The organism is Flaviramulus aquimarinus (assembly GCF_039543205.1).
GTDB lineage: Bacteria > Bacteroidota > Bacteroidia > Flavobacteriales > Flavobacteriaceae > Flaviramulus_B > Flaviramulus_B aquimarinus.
The window spans coordinates 766,314-778,638 of sequence record NZ_BAABJH010000001.1 but is presented as its reverse complement, the minus strand read 5'-3'; the positions used below and the strand labels follow the sequence as shown (position 1 = coordinate 778,638).

Genomic DNA, 12,325 nt, shown 5'->3' with positions numbered 1-12,325 from the left:
TTTACAAATAAAACTAATAAAAAGAAAAGAGCAATTAAACAACCGCTCTTTTTTGTTATAAGAAAGTTTAGTAAAACTGACTAAATAACATCAATAGTTATTGTAACATCTAAAGTTGCAATAATATCAAAGTCTACAGGTGTAGCACTCAACTGTCCAGATATAGTCACCGTTATAGAAGGTTTTATTTTTAAATAATTTGCAAGTGCATTTAGTTGAGTTGGATCGCTAATACTGATTATGACATCATTGTCATCCGATTCTTTAAGGTTAATGTCGGAAATATCAAAAGTAAAATTATCAATACTAATGGAGGCGTCAGTTAATACAGCGTCTTCAGCTCCAGAAAAATTAGAAATCTCGAAGTTTAAAGCATTAATCTCAATATCTTGTATTAGTTCTAAATTATCTTGAATTTGTTGATTTGATGCGATATCTAAGGTTATAGATTCTGACCATGCTTGTGGGCCTCCGTTTGTAGCTTCAGGTACAGATACATTTATTGTTTCATCAAAACTATCTGTAACGTCTATTTCTGTTAATTTATCGATTTCATCGCAAGAAAAAAAAGCAACTAAAGTAAGTATTAGTAATACCGTGATTTTTTTAATAGTCATGATTTTGGGAGTATAAGTTTATTAAATGAGCTCAATATTAATAATTTGTTTTTAAGCTCTCAATGGCTGGTTTAATATTAAATCAAGGTATTGATTTACCTTATTTTTTAGGTCCCTTCTTAGCGTAATAAAATCTAAAAAACCATGTTCTAATAAAAACTCAGCGGTTTGAAAACCTTCAGGTAATTCTTTTCCTGTGGTATCTCTAACAATACGTGGTCCTGCAAAGCCAATTAAAGCTCCAGGTTCACTAATATTTATATCGCCTAACATAGCAAATGACGCTGTAGTTCCGCCAGTTGTTGGGTCTGTACATAACGAAATATAAGGAATGCCTGCATCGGCTAATTGGGCTAATTTTACGGATGTTTTAGCGAGTTGCATTAAAGATAATGCTGCTTCCATCATACGCGCACCTCCTGATTTTGAAATGACCATTAGCGGAATTTTTTTATCTAAAGCATAGTCTGCAGCGCGTGCTATTTTTTCGCCTACAACACTTCCCATAGAACCACCTATAAAGCTAAAATCCATACAAGCTACAACTAAATTTTTGCCTTTGGATTTACCAACGGCAGTTCTAACGGCATCTTTTAAATTGGTTTTATCTTGTGCGGCTTTTAAACGTTCTGGATATTTTTTTGTATCTACAAATTTTAAAGGGTCTTTAGATTCTAAATTAGCATCTAACTCTTTAAATTTATTATCATCAAAAAGGATTTCGAAATACTCTCTACTACCAATTCTAACATGATAGCCATCTTCAGGACTTACATAAAAGTTTTTTTCTAATTCTTCTGCATCAACAATTTTACCAGTCGGAGATTTATACCACAAGCCTTTAGGGGTGTCTTTTTTCTCTTCGGTAGTTGTTGTTATTCCTTTTGTTTTTCTTTTAAACCAAGACATATGATTTACGATTTTAGTTTTACGATTTTTAGATTCATGCACTTAGCTATTGTCCAGCATTTAAGTATGTGTTGAAGGTTTTCCGATTTTAATCGGTAATCAACCGTCTAAATAGTATTGAGACAAAATTAAGCTTTTTTTAATTTTGTAGTAATACCAAAGTGTTTTTATTAGTAAGTTTTATTCTGTTTTATATCTAACTAGTTGTTTTTTAGTATTGTAAGTAACTAAAAAAGACTCTGTAAAAACAGAGTCTTTTTTGTTTCTAGTAAATGAAACCTATTATTATAGTGTATTTACATTGTTTAAGTCTTCAAACGCCTTTTTTAAACGTTCTACAAAAGTTACTTCTCCAGCACGTAACCAAACTCTTGGGTCATAGTATTTTTTGTTAGGAGAATCATCACCTTCAGGGTTGCCTATTTGTGTTTTTAAATATTCAGATTTACTGCCCATATAATCTCTAATGCCCGTCATAAAGGCATATTGCAAATCGGTATCAATATTCATTTTAATAACACCATAACTAATACCTTCTCTTATTTCTTCAACTGTAGAACCAGAACCACCATGGAATACAAAATCGATATGGTTTTCTTCAACACCATATTTTTTTGTAATGTATTCTTGAGAGTTTTTTAAGATTTTTGGCGTTAGTTTTACGTTTCCTGGTTTGTAAACGCCGTGTACATTTCCAAAAGCAGCTGCAATTGTAAATTGTGGGCTTACTTTGCTTAATTCTTCATAGGCATAAGCAACTTCTTCTGGCTGTGTGTATAATTTAGAAACATCGACATCGCTATTATCAACACCATCTTCTTCACCTCCTGTAATACCGAGTTCAATCTCTAAAGTCATTCCCATTTTGCTCATGCGCTCTAAATAGGTTTTACAGATTTCAATGTTTTCTTCAATAGGCTCTTCAGAAAGGTCAATCATATGAGAACTGAACAATGATTTTCCTGTTTCAGCAAAATGTGTTTCACTGGCATCCAATAAACCGTCTATCCAAGGCAACAATTTTTTTGCACAGTGATCGGTATGTAAAATAACAGGAACACCGTAAGCTTCTGACAACGTATGAACATGTTTTGCACCTGCAACTGCACCAGCGATAGCTGCTTTTTGGCCATCATTACTTAAGCCTTTACCAGCATTAAATTGTGCTCCACCATTAGAAAATTGAATGATAACTGGAGCATTTAAATCTCTAGCTGTTTCTAAAACGCCATTTATCGTATCTGATCCTATAACGTTAACCGCTGGAAGCGCATAATTATTAGCTTTTGCATGGTTGAATATTGCTTGTACTTCTTGCCCTGTAGCAACACCTGGTTTTATATTGTGTCCCATTTTTTTAAATTAATATGATTTGTAATTAATAAGTACCAAAAGTAATCAATTTTTGAATAACTAGTTGTTGTTTTGTAGTTTGAAAAGAAGAAATCGATACTAAAACGTTATAGTATCTTTAAGGTTTAGAATGGATAGTTTATACCTATATTGTATACGGCATTAGCAAAATTATAATCATTAAACCATCTGTTTTCATCTCTATATGAAGGGTCATAGGTTTTAAAACCAACATCAAAACGGAATATAAAAAAACTAAAATCATAGCGCAATCCAAACCCAGAGCCTACAGCAATATCTTTTAAAGCATCAAAATCTGTAAAGGTTGCTCGTTCTTCTTCTACATTGTCCAAGACATTCCAGATATTCCCGGCATCAACAAATAAAGCACCATTTAAATTTCCAAATATGTTAAAACGTTGCTCTGCACTTAGTGTTAGTTTTAAATTAGCTTCATTAAACTCGTTTGTGGTTTCAGAACTTCCGGGGCCTAAACTATACGGGTTCCATGCCCGATTATCATTGGGGCCTCCTGCAAAAAAACTTTTAGAAAACGGAATACTGTTAGAGTTACCATAAGGAATAGCAATGCCTAAAAAACTTCTTATGGCCAGTACGTTTTTATTTCCCAAATCCCAGTGTTTTACATAATCAAATTCTGTTTTTATATATTGCGAAAAAGCAACATTGAACAGCTCATAACGGTCATTACTGTCTTTTTTAAGTCCTAACAGATTTGAAGCACTTGATAGTATATTGCCAGCAAGTTCCAGTTTAAAACGAAATATAGAAAAATCTTCGTCAAACAAATTTGTGCGTTCATCATTTATAAAATTAAAACTTGATGATAGAATTAGATTGTTTTCTGTTAACCTTTCTTTTCTTTCATCAATACCGTTTACGGTTTTATATTCTGTGGGGTTTGTTGATTCAAAACCGCGATCGTTCAATACTAAATTGATAAACTCATCTGCTTTTTCTTCAATTAAAATGGGATTCCCATTAGGGTCTGTTCCTATGAATTCAGAAGGTGTATTATAAGTGTCGAGTGCTACATCTTCTAAACTTTGAAAAGAATTTTCATAAATTCTAAAGTAATTATCAATATTAAGGTTTCTAACATATTGTATATTGAACAGATCTAATCTATTGGTTACTTTTTTATTTGGACGCCAATTGTAATTAAAAACACCACTAAAGGTTTGTTTGTCTAAACCAATGTTTGTTTGACTTGTTGTGGATAGACTAATTCGGGTATTGGGCAACATGTATTTAGGGATAATACCTTCGGTGTAAAAAGGCGAAAATAATCTTGGAATGGTTAATTTAAAATCGACACCATATTCGTTAATATCAAAAAATGGATCGTCTTCTTCTTTTCCGTCTTTTGAGGCACCAATAGATCCAATAGCAGATATTTCCAGTGTTTCTGCGCCATTAAAAATATTTCTTATCAGCAAACTTGGGTTTAGTGAAAACCCAACAGATTGAATATTACTTTGCGATACATCGGCACTAAACCCCAAATTGAATTTTTTTAATGGGGTTAGCCTAATGGTATCTGTAAGGGTCTTGTCTGCATTTTCAATATATTCAATGTTTGGATATTTAAACGTCCGTAATTCGTTTAAATGCCTGTAGGTTCTGGTTCTGTCTATATCTTTAAAAATACCTCCAGGGTTTATAAACACTGCGTCGGTTAAGGCTTTTGGTTTAAAGCGCATTTTATTGTAACTGTATAGCTTGTAACCATTATAGGATATAGAGTCTTGAAATGGTTTTCCTCTATTCTCGAATGTGTAATCTGTTATAATATTGACATCTCTAATTTTATAAATTTCAAAAGGTTTATTTATAACTGAATCTTCTGTTCTTATGGCTCGATCTTGAATTTTTATATCAATGTTAATTTTTTTGTTGGTACCAATAGTATCCATTTCAAAAGTAATGTAGTCTTGTTTAAAATGATAGATCCCAGAGTTGCGTAATTCGCTTGAAATTCTATCACGTTCTTGGTCAATATTTGCCGTTCTATATTGTTGGTTAGGCTTTATTAAAGCATTTTTTTGAATGTTACTATATAGTTTATCAACAATGGGTGATTTTATAGTTTCGGAAATGGAATCAATGATAAACGCCTTGCCGGTTTCAACCTTATATTCAACCTCTGCTCGTTTGTTGTCATTTTCAGAAATGTCATATTCTGTTTTAACATCAAACCAACCATTGTTTATGTGGTAATCTTGGATGCGCTTTACTGTTTTTTTAGTTTTTTCATCACTAACAATAACAGGGGCTTCTCCCGTTTTTTTTAACCACTGATTAAAACCTAAAGTAGATTCCTTTATTTTATCAACTTGTTTTTTTGAATACCTTTTTCTTAAGCGTTCTATGCGTTTTGGGTTTTTGTTTAACCAAACTTCATACAGGGAATCTCTATTGGGTCGCGCAGAATTATATATATGTAACCGAAGCGGAATACCTAAAAGTGGAATTTTACCATTAGGCTTTTGATATAAAAGATCGTTTATGGTTTCTGATTTATCTTTTTCGCCATTAATCATTACAGTATTATCTGTAAGCAAATGTTCATCTTCAGCAACGCGCTTAACAGCATCACAAGAGGTGAAACATTTTAAAAAGCATATTAAAATCAGTATTTTCTGGAGTTTTTGTTGCAAATGAAAATTATAGTTAATTCTGGTTATAAAAATTTTAATAATAAAATGCCTTTACGGAATCAAAAATACATTAAAAAATATTTAAATAATTTATGTCTACACTAATCTTGATAATAATTTCTTTTCTTTGAAAAAGTTTAACAATTTCTTTATAAAATAAATAAGGATTACATGCTTTCAAAAAGCCAAATAAAATTAATAACGTCTTTAAAGCAAAAAAAATATAGACAGCAACATGGTCTTTTTGTTGTTGAAGGTCTAAAAACAATAAAAGAACTGTTGCAATCCAATTTAATGCTTCATGCATTATATACGACAGAACCGTTCAATATTGATGCCAAAGAAGAATTTTTACTTTCTGAAGTAGATTTAAAACGCATTAGTTTTTTGAGTACTCCTAATAAAGCATTAGCCGTTTTTAAGATTCCTGATGTTAAATCTATAGATACCAATCAATTAATGGTTGCTCTTGACGATGTTAGGGATCCAGGAAATTTAGGAACTATTATCAGACTTTGTGATTGGTTTGGAATTAAAGATTTGGTTTGTAGCAAAGCAACGGTTGATTGCTACAACCCTAAGGTCATCCAGGCAACCATGGGTTCCATAACCAGAGTTAATATTAGTTATGTGGATTTGGTTACGTTTTTAAAAGCTACTGAAACACCTATTTACGGAGCTTTTATGGATGGCGAGACGGTATACACTAAAAGCCTACCAGAACAAGGTGTTTTGATTATGGGGAATGAAGCCCGTGGTATTTCTAAAACTATTGAAGCTATTGTGGATACAAAAATTTCTATTCCACGGTTTGGAGCGTTGCAGGCTACAGAAAGTTTGAATGTTGCCACAGCTACAGCCATTTTATTGAGTGAATTTAAGAGAGATTACTGAGAATTGATTACTGAAAGGTAAAATTAATAAAAACGCCACGTGTTTTCATACTGGCAATATTACTGGTCCAAGGGCTATTGGGGTCTTCATCTCTAACCAGTTCGTCATTCAAACCAAAAAGCCCACGAATAGATGGTGTGAATTTGAAGTTGTATAAATAAAAATCTATCCCAAAACCTAGTTCGTAAAATATAGGGTTTTTGATAGTTCTGAATTGCCCATTTTTGTTGTCTTCTGGGTTGTCTTGATTACTTGAAAGGTTTAATGCTGTTGAGAATCCACCAACTATAAACGGCTTAAAATTATTAATACGCTTGGTAGAAATTTTAACGAGCAACGGAATATGTATGTAAGTTGATTTTACCTCCCTAATCAAATCAGAACTTTTTACATCAGGAACGCCATTAAAATAAGATTGACTATAATTTAACGTTCTGGTTGTAATGAGCAAACCAGGTTCTAAACGTAAATCAATAAAGCTGTTAACACGTAAGTTTCCTATTAAACCGACATTAAAACCAGGACTTCTTTGAACATAAATATCACGCAAGTCATCATTATAATCAAAATTGAAGTCATAACTGCTAAACCCTAAAAAATAACCCCAACGCAATAGTTTGTTATCTGTTGAACCTCGTCCTTGATTGGCATCGTAGGTTACTTTTTCTTTTTTAAAAAGCTGAGCATTAGAAGTTTTAATGATGAATAGAAATGATATTAATGCAAAAAAGTACTTCATATTATGACTTAGATGATTTATAAATTGTTGCCACACCAAAAGTTTGTGGAAAATCTTCAACATTAATAAACCCAGTTTTACGCAAAATATTGTTTAACGCCTCGCCATAAGGGAAAACCGATGCCGATTCGCATAAATATTTGTAAGCACTTCTGTCTTTTGAAAACACTCTACCTATAAGTGGTAATATGTTCTTTGTATAAAAATTGTACCCTTGTTTATAAGGTGTTTTGTCGGGCATTGATGTTTCTAAAATAACAAAAGTACCGTTTGGTTTTAATACCCTGTAAATTTCTTTTAGCCCATTTTCCAAGGTTTCAAAGTTACGAATACCAAAGGCTACGGTAATAGCATCAAAGGCATTGTCCTGAAAAGGCATGTTTTCACTATCCCCCAGAACCATTTCTATTTTTGATTCTAAACGTTTCTTTTTAATTTTTTCTTTACCAATATCTAGCATGCCACTACTAATATCTAAACCAACAATTTTAGAGGCATTGGTTTTAGCCAAATTAATGGCCAAATCCCCAGTTCCTGTGGCAATATCTAAAATATTATCTGGAGTAGTTTCTTTTACTAATTCAACTACTTTTTTTCGCCATTTAATGTCTATTCCAAAAGAAATTATACGGTTTAATCCATCATAATCTCCTGAAATGGTATCAAACATTTTGGTAACCTGCTCTTTTTTACCTAAATCGCTATTTTTGTAAGGCTTTACTTTTGACAAATCTTAAGAATTTTGATGCAAAAATACTCAATTCAAAAATATAAAATAAACGTTTTAGGTAAAATGATAAACTTTTAAAAAAGCTTCACAAAATTGGATTCTAAATAATTATCAAGAACTCATATAAACTTTTTCAATTTGCTAAAAAATACTTTTTTTAGCCATTTTTTTGTCTTTTTTTTCTTCCTTGCCTGATATGCAACTCAAAAAAGCCTTCAACAGAACTAAAAACATCTAATCTTCACTTAAATCCAAAAAGTTTAACCGAGTTCTGAATCAATTTCATGATGAGATATGTATTTTGTATTATATTTGTTATACTTTTTATGATAATTAAACAATGAAGATAATTATTGCTGGAGCTGGTGAAGTAGGTTTTCATTTATCCAAACTGCTCTCTTACGAATCTCAAGAAATAACCTTAATAGATCCAAATAAAAAAAGCCTATCCTATGCCAATACGCATTTAGATATTAAAGTTGTTAGGGGAGATGCTACGTCTATTGCTATTTTAAAAGAAGCGCGTGTTGATACCATTGATTTATTTATAGCGGTAACATCAAGCGAAACCACTAATATTACAGTGTGTGTTTTAGCAAAACAACTAGGAGCTAATAAAACTATTGCTAGAATTTCAAATACCGAATTTATTCATTATAAAGATGAGGTTGGATTTACAAAATTTGGTATTGATGAATTAATATCCCCTGAAGCATTAGCTGCATCAGAAATTGAATTATCGTTAAAACAATCATCCTTTAACGAAAATTATGAGTTTGAAGATGGTGCACTTACTATGGCAGGATTAACGCTTTCTAGGTCAGCATCATTTGTTGGAAAAACGGTTAAAGAGGCTGCAGAAATTTTTCCAGAAATACATTTTGTTCCTATTGCAATTCAACGATTTGGGACTCAATATACTATTATTCCTAGGGGTGACACGAAGTTTATGCGTGGTGATAACGTGGTATTTGTAACCTCTGAAGGGGGCGCTGATGAACTTTGTAAGCTTACTGGTAAAGTTAATAGAGATATTAAAAATGTTATGATTTTAGGCGGTAGTCAAATAGCTTATAAAACTGCTAGGGATTTAAGTGAGAAAGGATTAAATGTAAAGTTACTGGAAGGAAATCGAGATAGAGCATTTGAAATTGCTGATGCGTTAACAAGCGTTTTGGTTATTAATAGCGATGGACGTAATGTTGATTTGCTTGATGAAGAAAATATAGGCGAAATGGATGCTTTTATTTCAGTTGGACCCAATTCAGAAACAAACATTATGTCTTGTTTAGTCGCTAAATCTAAAGGTGTTAAGAAAACTATTGCTTTGGTCGAGAATATGGACTATTTTGATTTATCGCATACTATTGGAATTGATACCTTAATAAATAAGAAATTGTTAGCAGCTAACAATATTTTCAGATACATACGTAGAGGTGAAGTCGTTGCTATGACCAAGCTTAGTAATTTAAATGCGGAGTTGTTAGAATTTGAGGTAAAAGCAACATCTGCTGTTTGTAATAAAACCATTAAATCTATAGATTTTCCTAGAACAGCAATTATTGGAGGGGTTATTAGAAATGGTGTTGGAATGATAGCTCTTGGTAGTTTTAAAATCCAAAAGGACGATCGTGTTGTCGTATGCTGTTTACTGAAATCGATAAAACGTGTTGAAAAATTATTTCTTTAAAAAGTTAAGCCATGAAAAGGTGCTTTGCTACTAGTTATAAAAAATTAGACGACTTCAATTAAAACATATTAAAAAGTGAAACTCAATTATAAAATTATTCTTCATTTTTTGGGATTACTCCTATTGTTTAATGGGGGGTTTATGCTATTATCAGCTTTAGTAAGTTTGATTTGTAAAGATGGTGTAACATTTCAAATATTTATAGCAGGTATTTTAACATTTTTAGTAGGTGTTGTAATGATGTTGTTTACTCGAAAACACAGAAAGGAAATGAATAAACGCGAAGGTTATGTTGTTGTAGCTTTTGGTTGGATTATAATGTCGTTATCCGGAACCTTGCCTTATGTGTTGACGGAGAGTATTCCTAGCTTTACAAATGCTTTTTTTGAAACCATGTCTGGCTATACAACAACAGGAGCCTCAATTTTAAATGATATTGAAGCCATACCAAAAGGCGTGTTATTTTGGCGTAGTACCACACATTGGATTGGTGGGATGGGTATTATTGTACTAGCCATAGCTATTTTGCCATTATTGGGAATTGGCGGTATGCAACTTTTTGCAGCAGAAGCCCCAGGGCCTAGTGCCGATAAATTGCATCCTAGAATTACAGATACAGCTAAACGTTTATGGCTGATTTATTTTGGCTATACCGCAGCCGAAACCCTTTTGCTTAACCTTGCAGGTATGTCTTTTTTTGATGCCATAAACCATTCTATGGCCACTTTGTCAACAGGTGGTTTTTCTACAAAAAATGCCAGCATAGCGTATTGGAACAATGAACCGCTTATTCAATATATTATTATCATATTTATGTTTTTGGCTGGAACAAACTTTGTTTTAAGCTATTTTGCATTTAAAGGGAAAGTTCAAAAAATAATTAAGGACGAAGAGTTTAAACTATACTTTAAATTTATAATAGCTTCTACAATTATTGCAGCGTTCATTATTTATTTTAAAGCTGATTTATCTATCTCGTCAATAGCGCATCCAATGGTTTTTGGAGCTGGTGAAAGTGCTTTTAGGCATGGACTGTTTCAGGTATTAACGGTTATTACTACTACAGGTTTTATATCTGCAGATTATACTATGTGGTCTCCTTTTTTAATTGTTTTCTTTTTTGGGCTTATGTTTTTAGGTGGGTCAGCAGGCAGTACATCAGGAGGTGTAAAAGTAGTAAGACATTTGATATTGATTAAAAATAGTTTTTTAGAGTTTAAGCGTACCCTTCACCCAAATGCCATTGTACCAGTTAGGTATAATAATAAAGCCATCAATAGGTATATAGTATTTAATGTATTGGCATTCTTTATTCTATATATGTTGTCATTTATAATAGGTGCTTTGGTGTTTTCTATGTTTCAAATTGATTTTATATCTGCAATTGGGTTATCAGCATCCAGTTTAGGTAATGTGGGACCAGCATTGGGGGATTTTGGACCTGTAAATAATTATGCAGCATTACCACCTTTAGCACAATGGTGGGCCTCTTTTTTAATGCTTATTGGACGTTTAGAGCTTTTTACGGTACTCATTTTATTTACACCTTTCTTTTGGAGAAATAGGTGATTTTTATATTAGCCCCATCTTTTTGGCACCTTTTACTAAATTAAAGTTAGCATCGTTATCGGTATCTAAAAGCATTTTTAATTTCGTTTTTCTTACTTCTATGGCTCTGGTTGATAATGCTATATGCTTTGTTAAGTTTTTGGTCTTTTCACCCATAGATAGGTGGTACAAAATTTGTCTATCAAAATCATCTATTGTTATACCATTTATACTTGTGTTCTTAGTATAGTTTTTAATAGTTTTACTGTAATATTTTTGATCGTTTAAAATTTGCTTTATAGCCGTTTTTAAGTCCGTTGATTCAATGTCCGATTTTATCATAAAACCCTCAGGTTTAATTTCATTAATAATGCTTAGAACCCTGGCTTGGTTTGTAATGGAAGTTAAAATTAATATTTTAGTAATAGGAGATTTTTTTCTAATTAAAAAACCTAAGTCTTCACCACAAATAAAGCGTTCGTTTTCTGAAATTGGAAGCTGTAAATCGAGTAGTACTATTTGGGCTTTTAAGCGTTGTATTTTTGTGACGGCCTCATCGCAGTTTTCGGCAAATTCTATATTAAAATTAATATTAGGTATTTCATTTAAAATGCGTTCATAAGCTTGTGCTATTATCTTATGATCTTCAATAATTAGTAGTTTAATACCATTTGTGTTCATTAATAACTTGTTTTTATAGATTAGGTTATTAAACTTTCAACGGTTGGGTATTCAAAAATATAGATTGTTTTTATATATAAAGATTATGTAATAAAAATATGTGGAAAAACCACATCTCAATAGTCTTAAAAACCTGTTAATTTGTAGTGTGGTTAATAGTTATTTTTATTTAGCTATTATTATAGTAATAAAAATTGAGGAAAAAGTCGCTTTTTAATAAAGCGACTTTTTTATGATTTACACATAAAAAAACTAATTATAAATATCAGTAAATTATAAGAGCAAGAACAAAAAAAATGAAGAAAGTGTTTATGATATATTTAAAACTAAAGTATTAACAGATACTGAGATTAATCATTATGTGGGGATGAATGGTATAGTTACCATTGTAGATGAACCATTAGTTAGACAACAAATTCTTCAATTAGCAAAACTTTGTGAAGAAGTTTTAGTTAGGGTAATCCTTAAAGCTATAAGGAATAA

At 31.8% G+C, this 12,325-nt stretch carries 10 protein-coding genes; 3 read left to right on the top strand and 7 right to left on the bottom strand.

Annotation, left to right across the window (positions count from 1 at the left end; translation table 11 throughout):
• Positions 1 to 80: 80 nt before the first annotated feature.
• The 4 genes from ABD941_RS03530 to tamL all read right to left on the bottom strand — a co-directional run bounded on the left by ABD941_RS03530 (position 81) and on the right by tamL (position 5,560).
• The gene (locus ABD941_RS03530; protein WP_345272665.1) at positions 81 to 617 is read right to left on the bottom strand and encodes a hypothetical protein; all 537 of its coding nucleotides are present in this window, start codon (positions 615 to 617) and stop codon (positions 81 to 83) included.
• A 51-nt stretch (positions 618 to 668) separates the two neighbouring features.
• The gene (gene accD / locus ABD941_RS03525; RefSeq protein WP_345272664.1) at positions 669 to 1,526 is read right to left on the bottom strand and encodes an acetyl-CoA carboxylase, carboxyltransferase subunit beta; all 858 of its coding nucleotides are present in this window, start codon (positions 1,524 to 1,526) and stop codon (positions 669 to 671) included.
• Between the two features lie 285 nt (positions 1,527 to 1,811).
• On the bottom strand, positions 1,812 to 2,879 hold the full coding sequence (gene fbaA / locus ABD941_RS03520; protein WP_345272663.1) for a class II fructose-bisphosphate aldolase: 1,068 nt from the start codon (positions 2,877 to 2,879) through the stop codon (positions 1,812 to 1,814).
• Between the two features lie 125 nt (positions 2,880 to 3,004).
• Positions 3,005 to 5,560 carry a translocation and assembly module lipoprotein TamL gene (gene tamL, locus ABD941_RS03515; protein WP_345272662.1) on the bottom strand — a complete coding sequence of 852 codons (2,556 nt, stop codon included), beginning with the start codon at positions 5,558 to 5,560 and terminating at the stop codon, positions 3,005 to 3,007.
• Positions 5,561 to 5,731: 171 nt separating this feature from the next.
• Here tamL and ABD941_RS03510 point away from each other — a divergent pair, with 171 nt between their 5' ends.
• Positions 5,732 to 6,454, top strand: coding sequence for a TrmH family RNA methyltransferase (locus ABD941_RS03510; protein ID WP_345272661.1), 723 nt, complete (start codon positions 5,732 to 5,734; stop codon positions 6,452 to 6,454).
• Positions 6,455 to 6,461: 7 nt separating this feature from the next.
• Here the strand turns inward: ABD941_RS03510 and porT are convergent, their stop codons facing one another.
• Positions 6,462 to 7,193 (bottom strand): type IX secretion/gliding motility protein PorT/SprT, encoded by a 732-nt coding sequence (gene porT, locus ABD941_RS03505; RefSeq protein ID WP_345272660.1) that lies wholly within the window; start codon positions 7,191 to 7,193, stop codon positions 6,462 to 6,464.
• Position 7,194: 1 nt separating this feature from the next.
• Positions 7,195 to 7,923: a bifunctional demethylmenaquinone methyltransferase/2-methoxy-6-polyprenyl-1,4-benzoquinol methylase UbiE gene (gene ubiE, locus ABD941_RS03500; RefSeq protein ID WP_345272659.1), complete on the bottom strand. Its 729-nt coding sequence runs from the start codon at positions 7,921 to 7,923 to the stop codon at positions 7,195 to 7,197.
• Between the two features lie 340 nt (positions 7,924 to 8,263).
• On the opposite strand from ubiE, the gene trkA reads away from it, so the two are divergent.
• Positions 8,264 to 9,613 (top strand): Trk system potassium transporter TrkA, encoded by a 1,350-nt coding sequence (trkA, locus tag ABD941_RS03495; RefSeq protein ID WP_345272658.1) that lies wholly within the window; start codon positions 8,264 to 8,266, stop codon positions 9,611 to 9,613.
• A 141-nt stretch (positions 9,614 to 9,754) separates the two neighbouring features.
• Positions 9,755 to 11,182 carry a TrkH family potassium uptake protein gene (locus ABD941_RS03490; protein ID WP_345272657.1) on the top strand — a complete coding sequence of 476 codons (1,428 nt, stop codon included), beginning with the start codon at positions 9,755 to 9,757 and terminating at the stop codon, positions 11,180 to 11,182.
• 3 nt (positions 11,183 to 11,185) lie between these two features.
• Here ABD941_RS03490 and ABD941_RS03485 read toward each other — a convergent pair whose 3' ends face one another.
• On the bottom strand, positions 11,186 to 11,842 hold the full coding sequence (locus ABD941_RS03485; protein ID WP_345272656.1) for a response regulator: 657 nt from the start codon (positions 11,840 to 11,842) through the stop codon (positions 11,186 to 11,188).
• Between the last annotated feature and the right edge of the window lie 483 nt (positions 11,843 to 12,325).